The organism is Streptomyces sp. NBC_00667 (assembly GCF_036226825.1).
In the GTDB taxonomy this organism is placed as follows: domain Bacteria; phylum Actinomycetota; class Actinomycetes; order Streptomycetales; family Streptomycetaceae; genus Streptomyces.
Genome location: NZ_CP109022.1, coordinates 6940827 through 6962349, shown reverse-complemented (window position 1 = coordinate 6962349; position 21523 = coordinate 6940827). Strand labels below are relative to the sequence as shown.

General features: G+C 70.2%; 21 protein-coding genes and 4 pseudogenes. 11 read left to right on the top strand and 14 right to left on the bottom strand.

Annotated elements, in window-relative coordinates:
* Positions 1-160: 160 nt before the first annotated feature.
* Positions 161-349, top strand: a pseudogene (locus tag OHA81_RS31575) (response regulator transcription factor); the annotation flags it as partial.
* A gap of 130 nt (positions 350-479) precedes the next feature.
* On the opposite strand, the pseudogene OHA81_RS31570 reads toward OHA81_RS31575, so the two are convergent.
* Positions 480-1642 (bottom strand): annotated as a pseudogene (locus tag OHA81_RS31570) (glutathione-independent formaldehyde dehydrogenase).
* 492 nt (positions 1643-2134) lie between these two features.
* On the opposite strand from OHA81_RS31570, the gene OHA81_RS31565 reads away from it, so the two are divergent.
* Positions 2135-2308, top strand: coding sequence for a CsbD family protein (locus OHA81_RS31565; protein WP_329201629.1), 174 nt, complete (start codon positions 2135-2137; stop codon positions 2306-2308).
* A 443-nt stretch (positions 2309-2751) separates the two neighbouring features.
* Here OHA81_RS31565 and OHA81_RS31560 read toward each other — a convergent pair.
* A pseudogene (locus OHA81_RS31560) lies at positions 2752-3228 on the bottom strand (nuclear transport factor 2 family protein); the annotation flags it as partial.
* A 494-nt stretch (positions 3229-3722) separates the two neighbouring features.
* Here OHA81_RS31560 and OHA81_RS31555 point away from each other — a divergent pair.
* The 3 genes from OHA81_RS31555 (at position 3723) to OHA81_RS31545 (ending at position 6662) form a co-directional block, all read left to right on the top strand.
* Positions 3723-4367 (top strand): dihydrofolate reductase family protein, encoded by a 645-nt coding sequence (locus OHA81_RS31555; protein ID WP_329201627.1) that lies wholly within the window; start codon positions 3723-3725, stop codon positions 4365-4367.
* 231 nt (positions 4368-4598) lie between these two features.
* Positions 4599-5675, top strand: a complete 1077-nt coding sequence (locus OHA81_RS31550) for a serine hydrolase domain-containing protein (protein ID WP_329201625.1) — start codon at positions 4599-4601, stop codon at positions 5673-5675.
* A 204-nt stretch (positions 5676-5879) separates the two neighbouring features.
* Positions 5880-6662, top strand: coding sequence for a GNAT family N-acetyltransferase (locus OHA81_RS31545; RefSeq protein ID WP_329201623.1), 783 nt, complete (start codon positions 5880-5882; stop codon positions 6660-6662).
* A 500-nt stretch (positions 6663-7162) separates the two neighbouring features.
* Here the strand turns inward: OHA81_RS31545 and OHA81_RS31540 are convergent, their stop codons facing one another.
* Positions 7163-7324, bottom strand: a complete 162-nt coding sequence (locus OHA81_RS31540) for a hypothetical protein (RefSeq protein ID WP_037792689.1) — start codon at positions 7322-7324, stop codon at positions 7163-7165.
* 193 nt (positions 7325-7517) lie between these two features.
* Positions 7518-7715, bottom strand: coding sequence for a hypothetical protein (locus tag OHA81_RS31535; protein WP_329201622.1), 198 nt, complete (start codon positions 7713-7715; stop codon positions 7518-7520).
* 695 nt (positions 7716-8410) lie between these two features.
* Here OHA81_RS31535 and OHA81_RS31530 point away from each other — a divergent pair.
* Positions 8411-9346 (top strand): DUF5996 family protein, encoded by a 936-nt coding sequence (locus tag OHA81_RS31530; RefSeq protein ID WP_329201620.1) that lies wholly within the window; start codon positions 8411-8413, stop codon positions 9344-9346.
* A 34-nt stretch (positions 9347-9380) separates the two neighbouring features.
* Here the strand turns inward: OHA81_RS31530 and OHA81_RS31525 are convergent, their stop codons facing one another.
* Positions 9381-9854, bottom strand: a complete 474-nt coding sequence (locus tag OHA81_RS31525) for a VOC family protein (RefSeq protein WP_329201618.1) — start codon at positions 9852-9854, stop codon at positions 9381-9383.
* Positions 9855-10738: 884 nt separating this feature from the next.
* Between OHA81_RS31525 and OHA81_RS31520 the strand changes: the two genes are divergently transcribed.
* Complete coding sequence (locus OHA81_RS31520) at positions 10739-11590, top strand: DUF1963 domain-containing protein (RefSeq protein WP_329201616.1); 852 nt, start codon at positions 10739-10741, stop codon at positions 11588-11590.
* Positions 11591-11668: 78 nt separating this feature from the next.
* On the opposite strand, the gene OHA81_RS31515 is transcribed toward OHA81_RS31520, so the two are convergent.
* Positions 11669-11803: a hypothetical protein gene (locus tag OHA81_RS31515; protein WP_329202672.1), complete on the bottom strand. Its 135-nt coding sequence runs from the start codon at positions 11801-11803 to the stop codon at positions 11669-11671.
* Positions 11804-12140: 337 nt separating this feature from the next.
* Between OHA81_RS31515 and OHA81_RS31510 the strand changes: the two genes are divergently transcribed.
* Positions 12141-12602, top strand: a complete 462-nt coding sequence (locus OHA81_RS31510; protein WP_443056728.1) for an ATP-binding protein — start codon at positions 12141-12143, stop codon at positions 12600-12602.
* Between the two features lie 737 nt (positions 12603-13339).
* Here OHA81_RS31510 and OHA81_RS31505 read toward each other — a convergent pair.
* The 7 genes from OHA81_RS31505 to OHA81_RS31475 form a co-directional block, all read right to left on the bottom strand.
* On the bottom strand, positions 13340-13534 hold the full coding sequence (locus OHA81_RS31505; RefSeq protein WP_329201614.1) for a hypothetical protein: 195 nt from the start codon (positions 13532-13534) through the stop codon (positions 13340-13342).
* Entirely contained in the window at positions 13527-13781 is a 255-nt protein-coding gene (locus OHA81_RS31500) for a hypothetical protein (protein WP_329201613.1), read from the bottom strand. The genes OHA81_RS31505 and OHA81_RS31500 overlap by 8 nt, the downstream gene beginning before the upstream one ends.
* 158 nt (positions 13782-13939) lie before the next feature.
* Positions 13940-14998, bottom strand: a complete 1059-nt coding sequence (locus OHA81_RS31495; protein WP_329201610.1) for a hypothetical protein — start codon at positions 14996-14998, stop codon at positions 13940-13942.
* A gap of 465 nt (positions 14999-15463) precedes the next feature.
* Positions 15464-15736: a hypothetical protein gene (locus OHA81_RS31490; protein WP_329201608.1), complete on the bottom strand. Its 273-nt coding sequence runs from the start codon at positions 15734-15736 to the stop codon at positions 15464-15466.
* A gap of 139 nt (positions 15737-15875) precedes the next feature.
* On the bottom strand, positions 15876-16568 hold the full coding sequence (locus OHA81_RS31485) for a phosphatase PAP2 family protein (protein WP_329201606.1): 693 nt from the start codon (positions 16566-16568) through the stop codon (positions 15876-15878).
* Positions 16565-17170 (bottom strand): phosphatase PAP2 family protein, encoded by a 606-nt coding sequence (locus OHA81_RS31480; protein ID WP_329201604.1) that lies wholly within the window; start codon positions 17168-17170, stop codon positions 16565-16567. Before OHA81_RS31480 ends, OHA81_RS31485 begins: the two co-directional genes overlap by 4 nt.
* Positions 17167-17835 (bottom strand): DedA family protein, encoded by a 669-nt coding sequence (locus OHA81_RS31475; RefSeq protein ID WP_329201602.1) that lies wholly within the window; start codon positions 17833-17835, stop codon positions 17167-17169. Before OHA81_RS31475 ends, OHA81_RS31480 begins: the two co-directional genes overlap by 4 nt.
* A gap of 111 nt (positions 17836-17946) precedes the next feature.
* Here OHA81_RS31475 and OHA81_RS31470 point away from each other — a divergent pair, with 111 nt between their 5' ends.
* On the top strand, positions 17947-18318 hold the full coding sequence (locus OHA81_RS31470; RefSeq protein WP_329201600.1) for a BlaI/MecI/CopY family transcriptional regulator: 372 nt from the start codon (positions 17947-17949) through the stop codon (positions 18316-18318).
* Positions 18315-19271 carry a M56 family metallopeptidase gene (locus tag OHA81_RS31465; RefSeq protein WP_329201598.1) on the top strand — a complete coding sequence of 319 codons (957 nt, stop codon included), beginning with the start codon at positions 18315-18317 and terminating at the stop codon, positions 19269-19271. The genes OHA81_RS31470 and OHA81_RS31465 overlap by 4 nt, the downstream gene beginning before the upstream one ends.
* Positions 19272-20097: 826 nt before the next feature.
* On the opposite strand, the gene OHA81_RS31460 is transcribed toward OHA81_RS31465, so the two are convergent.
* On the bottom strand, positions 20098-20514 hold the full coding sequence (locus OHA81_RS31460) for a hypothetical protein (protein ID WP_329201596.1): 417 nt from the start codon (positions 20512-20514) through the stop codon (positions 20098-20100).
* Between the two features lie 420 nt (positions 20515-20934).
* On the opposite strand from OHA81_RS31460, the pseudogene OHA81_RS31455 reads away from it, so the two are divergent.
* Positions 20935-21300: pseudogene (locus tag OHA81_RS31455) on the top strand (transposase); the annotation flags it as partial.
* Between the last annotated feature and the right edge of the window lie 223 nt (positions 21301-21523).

Genomic DNA, 21523 nt, shown 5'->3' with positions numbered 1-21523 from the left:
CCGTCGGCCGGCTCGGGCTGGTTCCAGGGGTTGGTGCTGCAGGGTGATCTACTCGGTGTGCAGCGCCGGGGCGATGGTCATCCGGGCCGCCGAACGGGCCGGACCAGGGCGCCGAGGACTGCGATCGCCATGCCCGCCAGGAGCATCGCGGCCAGCTGCGGCGCGTGGTCTTCCCAATTCCGAACTGGCGCGGGAACTGACGCTCAGTGAGGCGACGGTGAAGACCCACGTGGCCCGGATCTTCGCCAAGCTGACCCTGCGCGACCGAGCCCAAGCCGTCGTCCTCGCCTACGAGACAGGACTCGTCTCACCGGGCGAGGCCGCCAACACCTGCGACCCCTGCCGATAGGGGCCTCGCTGTGGCGGACGAGGAGTTCGCCATCGAGGACCAGGCCGGCTCGGCGACGCTCCGACGTCCTGTGCGAGTACGAGAAGAGCATCGCCGAAGTACGTGACACTGCCCGCCCGTACGAGCGCGTTCAGCCCTTGTGGCCGTTGGGATGCAGGACGACCTTTGTCCAGCCGTCGTCACGGGCGTCGAAGTGCTCGTAGGCGTCGGGGGCCTCGTCCAGGCTGAGCTCGTGGGAGACGAGGAAGCTCGGCTTTGCCTTCCCGCCGGCGATGAGGTCGCGCAGCGCCCGGTTGTACCCCTTTACGGGCGCCTGCCCGGTGCCCATGCGCTGGCCCTTGAACCACATCATGCCGAAGTCGATCGGCACCTTGCCCTGCGCCTCCAGCTTCCCCTGGGCCTTGGCGCCGCCGGGATCCTGGGGGAGGAACACGCCCACCACGCCGATGTCGCCCGTGAACCTGACCGAGTCGATCAGGCCGTTGAGCGTGAGGCTGGCGTCCTCGTGTCCCTGGGGTCGTGAGCCTGGTAGCCGACGCATTCACAGCCGTTGTCGGCGCCCAGACCGAGGGTGGCCTCCTTGACGACCTCCGCCGGGTTCTGTTCGGCGGTGTTGATCGGTACGGCACCGATTTCCTCCGCCATGCGCAGCCGGTCGGGCTGGTGGTCGGCCGTCCAGACGCGGTCGGCGCCCTTGAGGAGGGCGGAGTAGGTCGCCATCAGCCCGACCGGACCGGCCCCGAAGACAATGGTCTGATCACCCGGTTTGACGTGGGCCATCTCGGTGGCGTGGTACCCGGTGGGGAAGATGTCGGCGAGCATCACGTAGTCGGTCTGCCGCTCGGCGGCGTCCTCGCCCAGACGCAGCGCGTTGAAGTCGCCGTAGGGCACGCGCAGCAGTTCTGCCTGGCCGCCCTGGTAGGGGCCCATGTCGGCGAATCCGTAGGCGGCTCCCGCGAGGGCGGGTTCCGGCTGCATGGTCAGGCAGTAGTTGGTCAAGCCCTGCTCGCACTGCTTGCAGAAGCCGCAGGCGATGTTGAAGGGCAGGACCACGTAGTCGCCGACCTGGACCTTGCTGACGGCCGAGCCGACCTCCACGACCTGGCCCAGGTTCTCGTGGCCCAGGGTGCGGCCGGACTCGAACGAGGTGCGGCCCTCGTACATGTGCAGGTCCGAGCCGCAGATGTTGGTGGTCGTTATCTTGACGATGATGTCGCAGGGGTGTTCGATCTTCGCGTCCGGTACGTCCTTCACCGTGACCGTTCGCGGTCCTTCGTATACCGCTGCCTTCATGAGAAGTTCCTTCGGTTCCGCAACAGCGGCATGACCGCAGCACGGCGGTGAGGGGGACGGCGCACAGAGCCTGGCTCCGGGAAGTACTGCAACGGGGTCACTGACTCGGCACGCCCCTGTGGCCCGTTCACCCGGTCGGGCGCAACGGTGGTGCCGCCGGCCCGCCAGGCGGAGCCCTGCGTTCCGGCCGCTCTCGTCCGCGTACCCGACGGCCGGGACGCGAAACGCCACGCACGATCGATCATCGGGGTCCGCGCCAGCCCAGCAGCAGAAGAGGGCCAGGAGGCGGGACCGCCGGGCTGTTCTCGTGCGCTGTGGCCACACCGCCGCCGGGCCGCGCATGCGCTCGCGCCCGAGCCCGGCCACCAGGAGTCCGGCCTCGACGCCCGACGGCCTGGCGGAGCCCGGCATTCACGAGTGGCTGTTTACGAGCGGCAGACGTGAGCAAGAGAGCGGTCACGACCGAGCCGGTACGACAACGAGGAGGTCCCCATGTCGGGCACCGAGAAGACCAAGGCCAATGCCGAGCAGGCCAAGGGCAAGGCGAAGGAAGCCCTCGGCCGCATGACAGGCAACGAGCGGATGACCGCCGAAGGCCGCGCCGACCAGGCCAAGGGCGATGCCCGCCAGGCCAAGGAGAAGACCAAGGACGCCTTCCGCCACTGAGCGCGGACGCACGTCCTTCGCACGGTGCAGCCCCCGACCCACTCCCCCGGGCCGGGGGCCGGGCGCGCCGGCCGACCTAGCAAAGGCACCACCGTGGCCCCTTCGCCCTGAGCTACGACCGCAGGGCGAGCCACCCCTTACTGCCTGCCGGCGAAGGGCGCGGTGGCGTCCGCCTGTATGGAGATGGCGATGGGGCGGCCGGAGGTCATCGGGGTGTTGGCGGTGATCGTGGCGGTCGCGGACTTGCCGTCGGCGGCGATCGAGACCGCGCAGTTGGCACCGGAGCAGTCGATCGGGACGGCGGGACCTGGATCTGGATGCGGATCGGTAGTTGCGGGCGATGTTGTCCCCCCGGTTAGACGACGGTCCGGGCGGGGCCGGGCTTGGGCTGCGGGCCCGGGCGCTACGGTGATTCCGACGGGCGTCGATATCGATCGGGCGGCTCAGGAGAGTTCGTGCCTGGTGCCGTCGGCGACGGCGTGGAGCTTGTCGGGGTTGGCCACGTTGTGGATGGACGAGATGCGGCCCTCCGGGTCGAAGTCGAACGTCAGCGTCGCGATCACGCGGTCCGGGCCGCGGAAGACCACCCCTGGGCCGCCGTTGATCCAGGTCAGCTCCGCCCGCATCTGACCGGGCTCGACGCCCTGGTAGGCCACCGTGCCGAGCGCGGCGAACCAACGGGCCACCGTCTCCAGGCCGACGACCGGCTTGAGTGCCTGGCGGACCTTGCCACCGCCGTCGGTCCACAGCGTCACATCCGGGGAGAGCACCTCCATGAGGGTGTTGATGTCACCGCCCGTCGCCGCCGCGAAGAAACGCTCGCTGGCCGCGCGTTGGCTGGCGCGGTCCGCCGGGAAGCGGGGCCGACGGGCCCGTACGTGCTCACGGGCGCGGTGCGCGGCCTGCCGGGCCCCCTCCGAGCCGGTCCAGGAGGCGCTGAGGACCGTGCCCCGGCACCGCTTCGCCCCGGAAGTGGACCTCGCCGTACCGGGTGACGACGGCCCGGTCGCCGCCGTCGTCACCCGGTACGGTGGGACAGGAGCGCCGATCAGCTCGGTGTCCGTGGCCTGGCTCCAGACCGACGTGACCGAACGCCTGAACCTGGAGCCCGGCGCGGGCGCGCCGAGGCCTGAAGCTCCGCTTCGAGCAACGGCACCGCCGCCGCGACGGCGGTCCCGGAGGAGGCACTGCGCGGGCCACGGCACGAGCTCCATACGCGGGGCGGAACACCGCACGCAGCGCCGAGGACGCCCGCAACGCGCCCCCCGGATGACCGGGCAACTGGGGGAAGGCTCTGCCAGACTCACAGGTCGAGATACCGGGCCGCCCGGTTTTCGACCGATCCCGGACGCAGCGATGAGTTTTCCCGTCCCGGCAAGTCACACCACTGCTGTCGACAACACAGGAGGAGCAAGTGGCTCAGCTGCTGAGAGTCCAGAACTTCAACGTCTCGAGTGACGGGATCGGTGCCGGTGAGGACCAGACCCTCGAGAGGCCGTTCGGTCATGTCGATCCCGGGAGGCTGTTCTCCTGGGCCGGCGCCACGGCGAGCTGGCCCATGCGCACCGACCCCGGCGGGAGCCGCGGCCTGGACGACTACTTCACGCGGGACTACGCCCGCAACATCGGCGCCGAGATCATGGGCCGCAACAAGTTCGGGCCCCAGCGCGGGCCCTGGCTCAACCACGAGTGGCAGGGCTGGTGGGGCGACGAGCCCCCGTTCCACACCCCGGTGTTCGTCCTGACCCATCACAAGCGTCCTTCGTTCACGCTGTCCGACACCACGTTCCACTTCGTCGACGGCAGCCCCGCCACCGTCCTGGAGCAGGCCCGGGAGGCGGCGCAGGGCAAGGACGTGCGGCTCGGCGGCGGGGTTTCCACCATCCGGGAGTTCCTCGACGCCGACCTGGTCGACACCATGCACGTGGTGGTCTCGCCGATGAAGCTCGGGTCGGGACTACGGCTCTGGGAGTCCCCCGACGAGCTGCTCGACCGGTTCCACATGGAGGCCGTCCCCAGCCCGAGCGGAGTGACGCACCACCTGTTCTGGCGGAAGTAGCCGCCCCGTAGTGCCGGCCCCGGGCTGCTCTTGCTTCCGGGGACCAGCGCCGAGGACGAGCTCGAAGACCGACCGGCTTCCGCTTGCGCCTTGCAGAGCAGCGGGGGTCACCTGGCGGGCGGTGCCGTGATCAGGTCCATGACGTTCTCCTCCTCAGGGCGGATGGCGACGGTCCGCAAATCAGTCTTCGGGCGCTGTCGGCGGATGTGCTCCCACCCGCATGATCCGGACATGGACAAAGCTCAAGACCTCGACACGCTCGCCCTGGCGACCGCGGAGCGGCTCGCCCGAGGGCACGTCGGCGTCGCCGTCGCCGTCGTAGCCGACGGACAGGTCGCACACGCGGCGGCGGGAACCACCGGAAGGGTCGACGGCGGGACACCGGGCGCCGACACGCTCTTCGAGATCGGCTCGGTGACGAAGACCTTCACCACGCTGTGCCTGGCACGGATGGCGGTCGCCGGCACGGTGGAGCTCGACGAGCCGCTGGCCCGGCTCCTGCCCGAGGGCACGGCCGTACCCTCGCGGGACGGTCAGGAGATCACCCTGCGGCACCTGGCCACCCACACCTCCGGTCTGCCCCGGCTGCCCAAGGGCATGATGTTGCGGGCCCTGCTGCGCCCCCGCACCCCCGATCCGTACGCAGGCTGCACCGCGGACGTGCTGCTGTCCGGACTGGCCCGCACCCGCCTCGGCACCGCCCCGGGCGGACGGGGGCGCTACTCCAACCTCGGTGCCGGTCTCCTCGGACTGGCCCTCGCCCGCCGCGCGGGCAGCACCTATGGGCAACTGGTCACCACCCAGGTGTGCGCGCCGCTCGGCATGTCCGCGACCGGGGTGGCGGCTGACGCCACCCGGCCCGGCCGACTCGCCCAGGGCCACGACAGCAGGCGCCGCCCCACCCCGCCGTGGAACCTGGCCGATCTGGCCGGGGCGGGAGGCCTGCGGTCGTCCGCGACCGAGCTCGTGTCCTACGTACGGGCCCAGTTGGACTGCGGCGGCCCCACCGAGCTGGCGGAGGCGGTCCGCCTCACCCGGCAGGTCGAGCACCGCGACAACCGCTTCTCCTGGATGCACCTCGGCTGGCGGGCCCACCGCCTGCACCCCCGCCAGGGCGCCCACGTGCAGATCTGGCACAACGGCGGAACCGGAGGCTTCGCGTCCTTCGTCGGCTTCGATCCCGAGACCGGCACGGCCGCGATCGTCCTGAGCAACACCCAGCGCCCCGTCGACGCCCCGGGCTTCGACCTGCTGCGCACCCTCCAGGACCGGGCCGCCTCCCGCGGCGCCCGCCCGGGGGGCCGGTGAGGGCGGCTACCTCGGCCCGGACGAGGCGGAGGGCGCAGGGGCGTTGCCGGGTGCGGGCGATGGCGGAAGACACCGATCCGGACCGCGTCCGTGGCACGCTGAGGCCCAGTGTGCATACGTCTCTCCGATCGCCTGGGCTGCACTCCGGGGTTCTCCGGGGGAATTCGTAGGCGGTCATGGTCCACGGCTGCTTACGCTCCCGCCATGCCCAACTCAGAACTGCAGCGGATCAACTCCTTCCTGTCGGCCTTCGCCCGACGCCAGGCCGCGCGCATCGTCGAACTCCCCGGCGGGTTCGCCGTATACGACGACGCCTTCGCGCATTCCCGTGCGAATAACCAGATCATCATCGACGGCATCGTTGACTCCGAGGCGGTGCCCGCCATCGCGGAGGAGACACTGGGGCATCTGCCGCACCGAATGATCTCCTTCCTTGACGACGAAGTCGGAATGGCGTGCGCAGAGCCGCTGATCCGGGATGGATACACCCACTCCACCTATCTGGTCATGCTGCATACGGGCCCGGTGCCGGCCAGCGGGTCCGCGGAGGAGGCGGACCTCGACGCGATACGTATCCCACTCACCAGGCGCTGGCGGAGCCTTCTCCCGGACGTCGACGACGAGGTCATACGCCATCTCGTCGACCGACGCGAGGCTCGCCGCCGCGGGGCCGACATCGTGCACTTCCTCGGTGCCCGCACGGAGGAGGGCGAGGTCGCCTCATGGGCCGACCTCTATCTGGACCCGGCAACCGGCACAGCCCAGGTCGAGGACCTGATCACCTCGGAGGCCCACCTCAGGCGCGGTTACGCCGACGCCGTCCTGACCACCGCCCTGCGCCTGGCCGCCGACAAGGACTGCGGTACCCGGTTCCTCACCGCTGATGCGACGGACTGGCCACGACACTGGTACGAGCGCCGCGGCTTCTCCGTCATCGGCCACTCGCACTGCTTCGAACGGGGCGCCGCCGGACCGCACCGGTCCTGAGGGCATGGGGCGGGGCCCGGGCGTGCGGCTCAGGACCACACTTGAGCGCTGCGCAGGAGTGCCGTGGACCCGGGAGAGGCGGTGGTCGGCCCGCACGCCGGACAGGTCGCCGCCCGCGTCGGCATCAGCACCCGCACCGCCCACCGCCGCACAATTGTCCAGGATCATGGTGCGGGTGGCGCCGTGGCGGTAGCGCAGGTTGGTGATGGTTGACAGCTGGCGGTCAGGACCTGGTCCCCCATCCGAAGTTCCGTGCGGGGGCGCGTCCACTGGGACGCGCCCCGCCGGGGCCGGGACGGCCGTCGATCGTTGGAGGTGAGCAGGTTCCCTGCTGCGTCACGGCGACCGCCCCGGCCGTCCCCTCGGATACCCCCGTCGTCCCCTTTCACCCAACATCGGGTTCTGCCCCCCGGAGCGTCGGACATGACAGTGGCCTGCACCCTGTGAAGGGTGCAGGCCACAGCCGTGCGGTGTCAGCTCCGGGCTGGTCTCGTGGGCGGCTACCAGCGGTACCAGCGGCCGCTGCCACCCTTGGGACGGGCGACGAAACCGATCAGCCACAGGACCAGCACCGCGATGGCGACCCACCAGAGGATCTTCACCGCGAAACCGGCACCGAACAGAATCAGAGCGAGCAGAAGAACGAGAAGCAGGGGAACCATAGTTATCAACCTCCGAACCGCCTACTGCCCGGACCCCCTCCACCCATGCGTGCGAATTTTATGTGTTTCTTATCCCGTACGGCGGGCAAAAGGACACGCCCCGCATCCAGGACACCGAAATCCGCGTACGCCTCCCGCCGCTTCGCCGTCCACGAGGGCCGCCGAGGCAGCCTCCGCCACTCCCCCGGACGGCCTACAGGTAGTCGATCCGGTCCGCCGCGAAGGTGCCGCGGTGGGGGCCGTACAGCGGCATGTCCGTCAGCCGGAACCGCTCCGCGCGACCGCCGGGCTGCGGGACGGTGACGACGGTGCCCGGCTGCTCGGAGCTGGCGAACCGCTTCGCCCGGGCCTCCGTGGTGAGCGGGGTGTACCAGCGGGTGATGCGCTTCATCTCGTCAGAGCCACTGCGGTCCCTCTCCACCCCTTACGGCGGTCTCGCAGCAGGAAGCACAGCAGCAGCGCGAAGACCCGCCCCGTGGCACGTATGACCGTCACTGATAGTTGGCCGGGCCCCTGTCGGTCGTACCTGGTCACAGTGTCAGCCCTAGTTGGCCACGCGAAGGCCCTCTGACCCGGCCGGGTGCCAGGTCACCCCCGGGCCGGCACCCGAGCCTCATCCTCATCGCGGCGGGCGTCCCCTCCCAGTCAGCGCCGGGACGTCGCCGGGGGCCAGCAGCCCCATATCGAGGCCCTCCGAGCCGGGGCCGACCCAGTCGACGGGCGTCAGCAGGTCAATTGCCACGGCCGACAGCTGTTGTGGCCACTGTCGCAGGTGCGGCTGTGTGGGCGACGGCTGTGCCCGTTGAGCCGGGACACGATAGGTGGGACCTGGCCACGCATGTTGGAACCAGGGTTCTTGGCTTCGGGGGAGCTGGATTGCACTGGCGTCGGGTTGGATGAGCCCGTGGCTGTCTATGACGTGGCCCGCCGGTTTCCCGCCTTGACCGGAGGGCGGCGGGACTTGGGCGGCGGGCCGTGCGGCGGCTGGGCTGGACCGCTCCCTCGGCGGCGTGCGGGATGCCCCCGGCGGGGTCATGATGAGACGGCCCGGCCGCCGCGGGAGCGCCGGGCGGGAAGGAGCAGGCGATGGAGCTGTTTCCGCCGGCGCCGCTGCGGGAGTGGCGTGACACGAAGGAGACGCTGCACCGCTTCGAGCAGATTGTCGGCAAGACCCGCTTGGCCGCGAGCGCTCGGCGCAACCACTGGTGGAACGTCCCGTTCCATGTCACTGGGCGCGGCATCACCACCCGTCCGATGGGTCAGGTCGACGGGAATCCGATCTTCACGGTCGACTTCGACTTCGTCGACCACCGGCTCGCCGTCATGACGCTGGACGGCGAAGAGCGGTCCTTTCCGCTTCCGGGCCAGTCCGTCGCGTCCTTCTACGATCAGAGCCTGGCTGCTCTGGCCGCGCTGGGCGTCCGGGTGAACATCGCTGTTCCCAGGCCCTTCGATCTACCCGACGCCGACCGGCCGTTCGCCGAGGACACCGAGCACGCGACCTACGACCCGGTAGCCGCAAACCGCTACTGGCGGGTGCTGAGCCAGGTGGCGTCCGTGCTGGAGGAGTTCGCGGCGGGCTTCTCGGGAAAGGCCAGCCCGGTGCACCACTTCTGGCACACCTTCGACATCGCCCACAGCCGGTTCTCCGGGCGCCGGGTCGACCAGCCCAGGCAGGCCGACCCCGTCACCCGGGAGGCGTACTCCTCGGAAGTGATCAGCTCCGGCTTCTGGTTCGGCGACGACACTTTTGCCGAGCCCGCGTTCTACTCGTACACCGCCCCCGAGCCCGCCGGTCTGACCGAAGCGCCACTCAGCCCGGCGTCCGCGCAGTGGGTCGCGCGCGGCGACAGCCACCTGGCCGTGCTGCGCTACGAAGCGGCCCGCGCCGAGGCCGATCCACGTGCCGCCGTGCTCGCCTTCTACGAAAGCGCCTACCAGGCCGGGGCCCAACGCGCCGGATGGGACATCGCGGCGCTTGCGTGCCCCGGCGGAATCACGGACCCGGTCCGTCGCATCTGACGAATTCGGTCAGCAGTGCAGCGCGGTGCAGTGGTCAGGCTTCGGTATCAGTGCGCGCCAGCATGCCCTTGAGCAGGCCCGTGGACTGGCCGACCTCGATGAGGTAGCCATCCGGGTCGCGCATGTAGCAGCGCAGCTCCGCGCGCCGGTCGATGGGCGGGGTGAGGAACTCGGCTCCCTTGGCGCGGGCCGCCGCGTAGAAGCCGCGGATGTCCGCCACCCGTACGTTCAGGAAGCTGGAGGCGGTGTGGCGGTCCTCCGGTGGGCGCAGTGTGACGTCGGGTTTGTCCTCCGTGGGACCGCCGCCGGGGTTCATGATGATCCAGCTGTTGGCGACCTTGATGATGCAGGGGTTCTCCTCCAGCACCACCTGCCCGCCCAGCACATCGGCATAGAACGCCCGCGAGCGAGGCACGTCACCGACCGTGAGAAAGTGCGTCAGCAGCAGACCCTCGGCCGGTGCGGGCAGGTCGTCGGCCGAGGCGCCGGAGGCAATGAAATCGGACATACGGCCAGCGTAGGGCGGGAGCCCCCACCCGGCATTCCCATCCGGCAGAGCCCGACGCGCACGGCCCGCCGGCCGCCGCGGGGACCGCCGCCGCCAGCAGCACGCACAGCTGAACAGAACGCGCACCAGGGGGGTGCCTCGCCGCTCAGCCCGGCCGGGACCGCGTGGGCGCTCTGGCGGGCGTCGATCAGGTTCAAAGCTTTCCGACCGGCTCCCGCACCCCGGACTCGCTTGCCGCCCCTCTCGCGCGCGTGTACGCCCTCCGGGGGTGCACCCCAGGCCCTTGGACCAGGCGAACGCGGGGGGGAGGGCTCCGCCCAGTCTGTCGGGTCAAAAGGTCGGCCCCCGGTGGACACCCCTCTCCCTGCAGATGGCTCGACCGCCCACAAAGCCCCGGAATGTCGGAAAGCTCAGACGCCCCCGCCAGGACAGCCATCCGTACTACCGCCAAATACCCTCGACGGGACAAAGCGTCCTTTTAGCTTCACTCTGACCGCGGTCATCGTGCTCGTCGTCATCATCGCCTGCACAATCGCTTTCTGACGACCCGCGAGACGGCGTCCGGCCGCCTCATGCGGCCGGACCCGCCGAGTGGGCGAGCAAAGAGACGAGTTCCGTCAAGCGTCCATCGCTCCGGCTCCCGCCCCGCGGGCGGCGTGACGCTGCACGGCTCCTGTCATTCAGCTCGGGTCCGAGTCAGTCGGCCTCGGGTTCCAAGAAGTACTCGTAGGTCGCGAAAATCCGGCTCGGCCATTAGAGCTGGCTCTCTTCTTTGGGAATCCAGTGCCCTGCTCCAGAGCACGGCGAGGCCGGTGAGGCTGGTGTCGGACCCCGGTTCTAGAGTTCGGCACATGTCCCGTCACACACCCGACCGCCCGGTCGACGTGGAGAGCCTCTTCCCCGAGCTGCTTCCCTTCCGTCGTGAGTCCGTCCGCCTGCACCCGCGCCCCGGTTCTCCGACGTGCCAGGACAGCTCTGTCGGCGGCCCGCTGCTGTGGCCCGCCGACGAGCAATGGCCGGTGTGCGAAGCCGAGCACTACGACCCGGACACCACGAGCCGCCTCGAACCTGCCGCACCGATGGCCCCCATCGTGCAGATCCACCGCTCCGACGTACCCAGCCTGCCCTTTCCAGAGGGAACGGACCTCCTCCAGGTCCTGTGGTGTCCTTACGCGCACGGCACCTACTGTCACCCGCTGCCCCAGGTGTATTGGCGAGACTCCCTTGCCATCGGAGATGTGGGGGCGGCACCTGCACCGTCGGCGGCCGGGCTTCCCGACGGCTGGTACCCGGCGCCCTGCGTCGTTCACCCCGAGCAGGTGGCCGAGTACCCGAGGAATGACCGTCCCTGGGATCTGCGCGACGCACTCGAAGTCCGTGTCGAGGCGCTGCTGGCAGAGACCGGCCTGTGGTACTCGTCGCATCTTGCCGACGCACCGGGAATCAAGCTGGGTGGCTATCCGGGCTGGAGCCAGGAGCCCCGCTGGCCGGACTGCGAAACGTGCGGTGGCCGGATGGAGCACCTGCTGACCGTGGCCGAGAGGGAATTCGACAGTGAGTCCTGGCGCACCTGGCTTCCCGAGGAAGACCGGACGGCCGAGAACACCGAGACCCGCCGGCTATGGGAATCCGAAGCGTTCAACCCCACTCTTCTGGACACCTGCGGCGTCAACGTCTACGTATTCGAGTGCCGCACCTGTCCCCACCGCCCCGTCGGGCACTGGTCGGACCGATGACCGGCAGACAAAGCCGCCTGGCGCACTCCTCTCCCCCGGCGCTCTCGATAACCGGTTCTGAGGAGTGGTAGCGGAGCGTTACTGGAGCAGGATCATCTTGCGTAGGAGTGCGAACCCGGCTCGCCCGAAGAGCTGCCTCTTGATCTTCTTGATGCGGTTCACGACGCCTTCGATGCTGCCGAAGCTCCGGTGCAGAGTGAGTCCCACTGTCAATCGAGCCGTTCTCGGGGTTGAGCGAGTCGCAGTTCCGCAAGCTGGTCGGGCTGGGTCCGAAAGTCGTGGCGGTAACGTCCAGCTCGGCCGGCCGTAGCGGCTGTGCCTGGAGGACCGGGTGCTGCTGGTTGCCACGGGCCTGCAGAGCAGGCCGTTCGGGGTGGAGCGAAGCGGAACCCCGAACCGTCCGCCGCGGCCGCGTCCATCGCGGCGTCGAGTACGAGACAGGCGACGCGGCAGTGCTTGTTTCAACACCACCTGCATACGTTCTCGTTTGGGGGGCAAAGGGGAAGCGGTTGGCTCGATCAGTCAGGCGGGAACGGTGGACAGGCTTGTGGTGAGCGAGAACGCGGGGCCGTCGACTGCAGGCCGCTCCATAAGCACGACGGTTGCCTTCTGCGGGTCACAGCCGCTGGCCGAGGCCCGGGCAGCCGCCCGCGACTACTTGTCCCAGGTGCAAGGCGTCCACGGCATCCCCGTATCGGAGCGGGTGATGGACATGGTGCAGTTGGTCGTCAGCGAGCTGGTGACCAACAGCCGCAAATACGCCCCGGGGCCCTGCCTGCTGGAAATGGCGACGAACGAAGGCGCCGTGGTCGTCAGCGTGTGGGACACCGACCCGACGATGCCGGCAGCCAGGGAGACAGACCCCGGCAGGATCGGACAACACGGCCTGGAAATCGTGATGAGCGTCTGCCACAGCTTCGAAGTACGACGCCAGCCGGTCGGCAAACTCATCCGGGCCACCATCACCCTGGCCGACGACCCGAACGGACACCCCGCGGGATACCTGCTCTGACCCCAAGAAGGAGCCCCGGCCCCGTCGGAGGAAGCTGCCTTCGGGCAGGGCCTTACCGCGTCCTCGACGCTGGGGCGCACGTCGAAAACGGTGTCGGTTCCGGTGATCGCGAGGAGCCGCAGGAAGGACTCTTGAGGGGGCCATCGCCGGGACGGGTGCCCGCGGGGGTCGCGGAGTCCCGTGAGGCGGAGTACGGCGTCGTCTCCGATGTGCAGCAGCACCTGCCCACCGACCGCCGCCGAACTCGCCACCCGCGACACCATCAGCACCCGCACCACGCACCGCCGCATCACCGCCGCCCGACAACAACCCGACACCAAGCAGCAGCGCGGCGAGAAACAGAGCGACACCACACACGGCCCGCCGGTAGGCGCCGCCTGCATGAGCCGGCCAAAGGAGAGCGGGGCGCCGGCGACATCGGCCGGTTCGTATGGCGGGCAACGTCCCGTGGTGACCTGGGCGACCACCTGCCTGCTCAGGCCCCGTTCGGTTCCTGACCCGGACAAACACCGTTCGGTTCCTGACCCGGGCAAACACCGTTCGGTTCCTGACCCGGGCAAACACCGCCGGGGCCGTCTGCCTCGGCGATCAGCGCAAGAACCTCTTGGAGACGACGGACGGCATCCTCCGCCTCCCTGTACTCCTCAGGAGTCGCAAGCACGGTGACAGCTCACTCTAATAAATCGGGCAGCCCGCACGTGTTCGATTCCCGACCCGGCCAAATGCGTGCCCCGGGTTCAGACACAGGCACTCAGCCGGCCCGTGATCCGGCTGCGTGGGGGGCAGTCGGTTCGGGGCCGGTAGACGCGCACCGTGCGGTGTGCGACGGCGACCCGGCCGTTGTCCGGGATCATGGTGTGGGTGGCGTTGTGGCGGTAGCGCAGGTCGGTGAGGGCGGACAGACGGCCGCCGGTCAGGACCTGGTCACCCACCCGCAGTTCTGTGGGCGGGACGTCCACCGGGACGCGTCCCGCCGGGATGCGGGCACTCGGCTGCGCACCCGAGTTCCTCGCACGCGGTGGTGCGGGCGATCCGCTGGACCCCCGACGCGTCCACCAGGCGCAGCAACAGCGGGGAGGGGTAGACGGCGACGATGACGCGGTGCTCGACCACCGCCCAGCCCATCCGTCCCTGCGGGCCGGGCGCGGCGATCACCGGCAGATCGGTACGGCCGGTCATCGACACCGCGAGCAAAGCGAGGTACTCCCGCTGTAGGTCAGGGCCGGAATCGGTGCCGTCCGGTCCGGCCAGGACCGCCGGATGGCAACGTAACCCGCGCCGGCCCCGCAGCTTCTGAGACCTCAGGCACTCCCGCAGCCTCAAGACGTCGATCCGAGTCAGTAGGCGCCGTACGGGCTCCAGCCGCGGAGGAACGGCTTCAGATCGTCGGCGCGGGGTTCGGGGATCCGTGGGAGCCGAAGCTGCTGAAACCTCGGATGGGCGCGGGCCACGTGTTCCGTGGCCCACTGCATCCACTCCTCAGCCGCCGTTCGTTCCGGTCCAGGTGGCAACGTCGCCACGTGCGCGCGGGCGGCTTCCAGATACTCGCCCAGGCGTGTCGCGCGGCGCCAAGCAGCCTCTGGCAAGTCCAGCTGTCGGACACGGTAGTCCTCGGCGTACTGGTCGCGGACCTCGGCCATCGCGGCTTCCCAACGCAAGTGCTTCTGGAGTGCCTGCTCAAGATCGGCCAAGCGCTTACGCTCGGCCGCCTCACCACGCAATCCGATCTCGTGGACGATCTCTGAGAGCTGCTCCTCCAGGAGACGCTCGGAGTTGTCCGCCCACTCGGACCCATGGCGGGCATGGCCGCCTCGAAGGTCGAACCGCAGCCGATTGGAGGGTGTGTAGTCGTAACGGGGGATCATGACCCAGGAGTACCTCTTGGCTTCTTCGAGTTCCTCGTCCGTCGGAACGTGCTCGCTGCGGTCCTTCTCCTGGACCACTCGGAACTCGACCGTCTCCCCCTGGGCTTTGATCGTGAAGTGTGGATCATGCGGAAGGCGGCGGTTATGCCGCGGTCCCGCGCCCACAGTGCCGGCAGCACAGGTGTGGCCGTTGCGTTCGACCGCGGTGAGGAGCGCGTGCACGATCCGCAGAGCGCGTTGCTGGACTGGCCGTGTCAGCCCGAGCGGTTGCTTTGCCTTCCGCATCGCCTGGACGACGGCATGCGGACGGGTCAGCCGTACCGGCACCACTACCGGTTCCAGAACCGTCAGGCGCCACGCGGGAATGTCCACGAGCTTGATCTCGACACCCTCAGGGCACTTCCAGTACTGCAGCTCTTTGGTCTCCTGGATCCGTCCGGATCGGCTCGCCGACGCGGCACGGCTCAACCAGGCGTCGGCGTCGGGGCCCGACCTCAGGATCCTGCCGCCGGCTGCCTGCAGCTCCTCCAAGAGCTGATCGGTGAACGTCTTACGGGGCTGCTGCGGAACACCGGGTGGCGAAGATGGCGTGGTGACCTTGGGCAGCCGGGGGATGGGAAGCGCTCGCGTCGGGGATTTCGGTGCGGGGTAGGTGCCATGGGCCAGGTAATGGCGCCCAGCGTCGGTCAGGGCCGCCGTCCACACCCCACTACGCCTGGATACCTTGACCAGTCCACGGTTCTGCAGGGCCTGGCAGCTCGTCTTGTACGTGGTGGCGGTCCCTTCGGAACATCCCTTTCCGACCCACTCCAGCACCGCCAGTTGAGTGTCTGCTTCATCCCGTGCCTTCTACCGGTCGACAAGTTCGGCCCGGGACCCCGCCGTTCGGTGAGACCGGCCGGCAGCCGGTGAACTCGACAAGCCGCTCCAGGAGATCTGACCTCACCCACCGCGGAAGGTGATGACGCGGCACCCGCGCCGGCGAGGTGCTCGACCTCAGCGTCGGCGCCACCACCGGCGCGGCTCCTGCGGCCCGGCGGCCGGGGTGGGGAGGGAGGGTGGTGCGATCCGGTCCGCCTCCACGCCGAGCTTGTGGGGGTGAACGCACGCCGGGATGCCGTCGGCGGTGTACCGGTAGCCGTCGGCCGGGTCGAAGGGGCACTCCCGGGAGGGCCGGTCGTAGACGACGAACGCGGCACGCGGTAGCCGTAGCGCGGGGCAGGTCGCGCACGCGGGGTGGTCCGGGTCCGTCACGAACGGCGTCTGCATGCCGGGACGGTAGCGGCACCGGCATCCGGCCGGAACACATACGGAACACATGCGGAGAGGTCCCACCCGATCCGGGTGGGGCCGCTCCGCATGTGTGAAGGTCCATGGCACCACGGTGCGCCACCACACGGGACGCGGGTCAGACCGCGCTCCCGGACACCCGCACGACCCTGCGCATGACCGCGGGGGCGAGGGCGTAGCCGACGCCGAGCCAGACCAGGGCGTACAGCCAGCCGCCGAGGACGTCGCTGGGCCAGTGCACGCCGAGGTAGATCCGGCTGAGTCCGACGACGACGGCCCAGCAGGCCATGAGTGCGCAGCCGGTCCTGGCGAGGATGGGGCGGGTGCGCTGGAACAGGGCCCAGGCCAGTAGCCCGGCCATGAGCGCGGAAGTGCTGGTGTGACCGGAGGGGAAGGAGTAGCCGGAGGCCTGGGTGAGCCAGTCCACGGTGTCGGGGCGGGCCCGGTGGAGCAGGTGGAGCACGCCGTATCGGGCCGCCTGGGCGATGCCGAGGAAGAGCAGCGCGGCAGCTGCGGCCAGCAGCCGCCCGCGTGTGTCGCGGCCGACGAGGAGTCCGGCGGCGACAGCGCACAGGTAGGGGAAGGGCCCGGTCGCGGTCGCGGTGACGGTGCGCGCGAGCGTGACGACGGCGTCCGGCCGGTGGCGTGCGGACCAAAGGTGCATGCTCCGGTCCACCGGGTAGGGAACGCCGTGCCGGCTCGCGACGAGCGCGGCCAGCAGGACGAAGAGAGCGCCACACAGCGCCGCCACGCCCAGCGCCGCCCCGGTGCCGCGGCGGCCGCGGTCCGCCGGCGCGGCGTCCTGGTTCATCTCGGGGCCACCAGTGGGCGCAGCCGAGTATTGCGCGCCCGCTCGACGAGTGGGGCGCCGCGCCGGGCGGTGCGGGTCAGGAGCCAGCCCAGAGCGGCCCCGACGACCAGGCCGAGGGCGACGTCGTGCGGGTAGTGGGCGCCGACCCAGACGCGGGAGAAGGCCATCAGGAGCGCCGCGGCGGCGGCGACGGCGCCGAGGCGGCGGTCGGTGAGCCAGATGGCGATCGCGGCGGCCGCGGCGATGGCGGCGTGGTTGCTCGGAAAGGACCAGTCGCCCAGAGGGGGGCACGCCTCCAGCGTGACGGTGTGCAGGGTCTGGCAGGGCCGCTGCTCTCGGATCACCGACTTGAGCAGGGTGTCGGCGGTGAAGGCCAGCACCACGGTGAGCGGCGCGGCCAACGCCATGGCGATCCGCCCCGCGTCTGTCGGCCGGGCTCGCCACCAGGCCGCCAGCATGAGCAGTGCGAAGAGCGCCAAGCCGTACGTCGACCACGCCGACATCAGAGAGTCCAGCCAGCCCGGCGCGCGGTGGGCGAGATCGGTGACGCGGGTGTAGAGGGGGCCGTCGACGGACGGGCCGTCCAGGGCGGTCAGGCTCACTGCGAGCCTCCGTTCGACGTCTTGCGGGTGCGCGCGCGGAGCATCTCCAGGGCCAGCGGGGTGAGGGAGACGAGCACCACGAGGGCCACGATGGGCAGTAGGTAGCGGTCCACATTCGGCACGGAGGAACCGAGCCCGTATCCGGCGAAGACGAGGAGGACGGTCCAGAGGAGGCCGCCGACGATCTGCCAGAGGGTGAAGAGGGGTGCGGGCACGTTCAGCGCGCCGGCCAGCGGGTTGAGCACGGTGCGCACGATGGGGACGAAGCGGGCCAGCACGATGGCCTTGGCGTGCCCGTAGCGCTCCAGCAGCTCCTCGGCGCGCTCGGCGCCCTCGTGGAGCTTGCGGCTGTGGCTGCGGGACAGCAGCGCCCGGCCGCCGCGCCGGCCGATCAGGTAGCCGGCCTGGGCGCCCAGCAGGGCTCCGGCGACCGCGGCGGCCAGCACTTGCGGGAGGGAGAGGTGCACGGGTCCGTGGTTGCCGGGCACGCACAGCAGTCCGGCGGTGAAGAGCAGCGAATCGCCCGGCAGGAAGAAGCCGACCAGCAGGCCCGTCTCGGCGAACATCACCGCCGCGATGCCGAGGGCGCCGAACGCCGAGAGCAGCGAGCCCGCGTCGAGGAGGTTCACGGCCTGCGGCGCTGCCGTCAGGGCTGATAGGGCCATGATGTGCTGCTCCCATAATGTGAGTGGGCCAGGCCGGACCGGAACTCCGGCGTCTACAGTGAAGTAGACGGTCTACATTACTGTAGACGTAATTGTGTGGAGGGTCTTTCCATGGGTGATACGAACGGGGAGCGGAGGCCGTCGGGCGAGCTGGAGGCGAGCGTGCTCGCCGCCCTGTGGGCCGCCGATGGTCCGCAGACCCCGGCTCAGGTGCAGCGGCTGCTGGGTTCCTCGCTCGCGCGGACGACCGTGACGACGATCCTGTCCCGCCTGTACGAGAAGGGGACGGTCACCCGTTCCCGTTCGGGCCGCGGGTTCGCGTACGTCCCGACCGAGGACGCGTCGGGCCTGACCGCCCGGCGGATGCACTCGGAACTGGAGAAGACCGAGGACCGGGGCGCCGTGCTGTCCCGGTTCGTCTCGCAGCTCAACGACGAGGACGAGCGGCTCCTGCGGGCCCTCCTTGAAGGAGGCGCGACATGATCTACATGGTGTGGCTGCCGCTGCTCGTCCCCTTCCTGGCCGGCCCGGCCGGCCGGCGGCTGGTCGCCTGCCTGCCCCCGGCCCAGGCGGCGTGGCTGTTGACGATCACCGCAGCGGGCCTTGCCCTCGGCAGCACCACCGCGCTTGCGCTGCTCGTCATCCCCGGCGCCACCCGCCTGCACGCGGTGGCGACGCTGGGCAGGCTGCTCACCCCGCTCGCCACGGGCTCCCCCGACTCCGTCGTGGCCGTCGCCCTCGCAGCTTCGGGCCTGCTGGCGTGGTGCGCCTTCGTGCTGGTACGCGGGCTGTACCGGCGCCTGGTGCAGCTGCGCGAGGCGAGGCGGCTGGCCGCCCGGGCCGGCAGCGAGCTCGTCGTGCTAGCCGACGACTTTCCAGACGCCTACGCGCTGCCCGGCCGCCCGGGCCGAATCGTGGCGACCTCCGGCATGCTCCGGGCCCTGTCGCCCGCCGAGCGCGAGGCTCTGCTCGCCCACGAGCGTGCCCACCTCACGGGCCGGCACCACCGCTTCACCGCCGTGGTGGAGCTGGCCGCGCTGTGCCACCCCGCACTGCGGGCCCTGCGGGAACCGCTCGTATACGCCCTGGAGCGCAGCGCCGACGAGCACGCCGCCCACGCCGTCGGCGACCGGCGCCTCACGGCGCAGGCCATCGGCAAGGCCGCCCTGGCCGTCCGCGCGGCCCGCGCCGCCTGTCCGGCCGCCGCGCGACGACGGCCCGGCATCGCGCTGGCCGCGACGGCGGGCCCCGTGCCCCGCCGGGTCGCGGCCCTGCTCGACCAGCACTCCGGGACCGCGCGCACTCGGCGCGACACCCGGATCGCCATCGCCGCCGCCCTGCTGGCTTGTCTGGCGCTGTCGGCGACATCGGCCGTGGAGGCCGCCGACGATCTGCACACAAGCATCGAAGTCGCGCAGGGCGAACTCCCTCGGTAGATCAGCGGACCGTCCGGGTGAACCGCCACGACCGCCTGGAGCGCGTGGCCTCGTTCCCGCACACCCCCGCCCCCTCTCCCCCGGCGAGCGGCGCCGTCCGGCTGGCCGTCGCTGCCATCACCTGCGCCTTGACAAGGGCGTTGCGAGACCGAGTCCGGCTTCCCTGCCGGGCGCCGAGCACGGAGCCGCGTGCTGTCGTCCGAGCCCCATCGCCTCCGGGACGGCGGTCTCCACCACCCGCGCCCGCAACTGGGTACCGGTGTTCACTGGCGGGCGGATGGGGTGGCGTCCCTCATGACGCCACCTCCCTGCGTGGGGCATGCCGTGCTCGGTCCGGGTGGCGGGCGAGAACTCCGCAGGAGTGGGTGTCGGTCCATTCGCCGCGGATCAGATCGTCTTAGATGTCGTGTCCTTCGAGCCGGAATACCGCGCGTTCCAGGACTCGCTTGGAGCCGGGGCCGGTCCGGAACTCAGGGCGGGCTCGGCGCTGTTTTCGAGGCGGTGATCGACCCCCGCACCGAGCGTGGCCAGTCCGCCCGTGATGCGACGTGACCACCCTCGGGGAGGCTCTCTCGGGGGCGACCCACACCATTGCCGACTGCGTGGACGGCGGGGTACCCGCTATCCGATGACCTGATCGCACAAGCGCGGACCGCACTGCGCCACCTCGATGTCGCCAGGGAATCACTTCGCGCGCCGCGGGTGCTGGGCAAGCCACCCCAACACGGCCTCCCGCAACAACCTCGCCGCCGCATACCGGTCGGCGGGGGATCCGGGCCGGGCCAGCCCCCTGTACGAGCAGACCCTCACGGAGCTTCTACTGCACTCAGCGCACGAAGTTCGTCACTGTGCCGTGGTTGTGGGTCAGGCCCCAGAGGAACAGCCCCACGATGATCGCCAGCAGGACCAGCCCCGGCACGTTCTCGGACCCCCAACTGACGGGCTGCCAAACCGGTGCGCCGGGTGTGGCGTCGTCGTGTGCAGCGTCGGAGTCGGCGCGCTGCCGGGGCGCGACATCGGCCTCACCCCGGGCGATCCGAACGGCGACTTGGCGCACGTCGGCCGCGTGGTAGGTCGGCTCGCGGGTAAGGTCCGGGGAGGGCGCAGCCGAGGTACGTACGCTGTTGGCCAGCGCCACGGCCGTGATACTGATCGGCCTGATCTGCGGCCAGGCCTTTTGGACTTCGGCCTTCGTCAGCCAGCCTTCCCCCTCCTCAAGGTCGGGCTCGTCCGCTGCCCCCATTCGAAGTCCGCCCCCTCGCTCGCCGGTCACCCTTGGCTTGATACCCAAACCGCCGAAAGATCACCCGCCAGGCAGTCACACTCGAACTCACGCCCACCGCGATCGGTAGAGAAACGACTCCTCAGAGGCGTTTTCGTCTGGACTGCCACATTTCCCGCTTCTCGGGGTGCGGGATGGTGGCGCACGTGAGGTTGTGGAGGCGGTCGATGCCCGTGGGGCACGGGGGGCTGCGGATGGGGTAGAAGACGGCGCTGCCACCTGCGTCATCAGCACCGGCGAAAACGTTAGTGCTGCTGCGGCAAGCGGGCCCGCCATGACCGCGACAATTCGATTCGCGGGCATAGCTTTCGTCTCCTTCGAGAGGGAGCGGTAGCTACACCGCGATGCGGCGGGCACCATGCAGGCCGGTAGATTCCGGCTTGCACCGCTGCCGACAGCCTCGCCGAGGCGGTGGAGGAGGCCTTCCGCCAGCACCCGGACGCAGAGGTGCTGCTGAGCTTCACCGGTCTTGGTGTCCAGCTCGCCGCCCGTGTTCTGTCCCAGGTTGGGGACGACCGCACGCACTTCGCTGACGCCCGCGGTCTCAAGGCCTACGCCGGCTCCTCACCCGTCACCCGCGCCTCGGGCAAGAAGTCCGCCATCACCAGACGGTGGGTGACGAACGACAGACGCAACCACGCCGGCTACCTATGGGCCTTCTCCGCGCTTCGCCACTCGCCAGGTGCCGGAGCCCACTACCGACGCCGACGCGAACAAGGCGACTGGCACACCACCGTCGCCCTGCACACCACCATCGGCCGGGTCCGTATGCCGATGGAGATGAGCGCCATCGACCGCCTGCCACCACCCCGCACACTCACAGGAGAGGGCACCCCACAAGTGCCAAAAAGGTGACAGGCCGGCAGCTCGGTAGGGCTGTCCGTCGTACGTGGACCACTGCACGTGCCGAGGGCGACGGCCACCGGCCGGTTCAGCGACTCCCACGGACACCTACCGTGAGCCACTTGGG

What these genes read in the sequence shown, in the direction of transcription:
- OHA81_RS31470 (WP_329201600.1), top strand. Translation starts at nt 17,947, where the DNA reads ATGGGTGATACGAACGGGGAGCGGAGGCCGTCGGGCGAGCTGGAGGCG.
- OHA81_RS31460 (WP_329201596.1), bottom strand. Translation starts at nt 20,514, where the DNA reads ATGGGGGCAGCGGACGAGCCCGACCTTGAGGAGGGGGAAGGCTGGCTG.
- OHA81_RS31475 (WP_329201602.1), bottom strand. Translation starts at nt 17,835, where the DNA reads ATGGCCCTATCAGCCCTGACGGCAGCGCCGCAGGCCGTGAACCTCCTC.
- OHA81_RS31535 (WP_329201622.1), bottom strand. Translation starts at nt 7,715, where the DNA reads ATGAAGCGCATCACCCGCTGGTACACCCCGCTCACCACGGAGGCCCGG.
- OHA81_RS31545 (WP_329201623.1), top strand. Translation starts at nt 5,880, where the DNA reads ATGCCCAACTCAGAACTGCAGCGGATCAACTCCTTCCTGTCGGCCTTC.
- OHA81_RS31525 (WP_329201618.1), bottom strand. Translation starts at nt 9,854, where the DNA reads ATGTCCGATTTCATTGCCTCCGGCGCCTCGGCCGACGACCTGCCCGCA.
- OHA81_RS31500 (WP_329201613.1), bottom strand. Translation starts at nt 13,781, where the DNA reads ATGACCGGCCGTACCGATCTGCCGGTGATCGCCGCGCCCGGCCCGCAG.
- OHA81_RS31465 (WP_329201598.1), top strand. Translation starts at nt 18,315, where the DNA reads ATGATCTACATGGTGTGGCTGCCGCTGCTCGTCCCCTTCCTGGCCGGC.
- OHA81_RS31485 (WP_329201606.1), bottom strand. Translation starts at nt 16,568, where the DNA reads ATGAACCAGGACGCCGCGCCGGCGGACCGCGGCCGCCGCGGCACCGGG.
- OHA81_RS31540 (WP_037792689.1), bottom strand. Translation starts at nt 7,324, where the DNA reads ATGGTTCCCCTGCTTCTCGTTCTTCTGCTCGCTCTGATTCTGTTCGGT.
- OHA81_RS31565 (WP_329201629.1), top strand. Translation starts at nt 2,135, where the DNA reads ATGTCGGGCACCGAGAAGACCAAGGCCAATGCCGAGCAGGCCAAGGGC.
- OHA81_RS31530 (WP_329201620.1), top strand. Translation starts at nt 8,411, where the DNA reads ATGGAGCTGTTTCCGCCGGCGCCGCTGCGGGAGTGGCGTGACACGAAG.
- OHA81_RS31550 (WP_329201625.1), top strand. Translation starts at nt 4,599, where the DNA reads ATGGACAAAGCTCAAGACCTCGACACGCTCGCCCTGGCGACCGCGGAG.
- OHA81_RS31490 (WP_329201608.1), bottom strand. Translation starts at nt 15,736, where the DNA reads ATGCAGACGCCGTTCGTGACGGACCCGGACCACCCCGCGTGCGCGACC.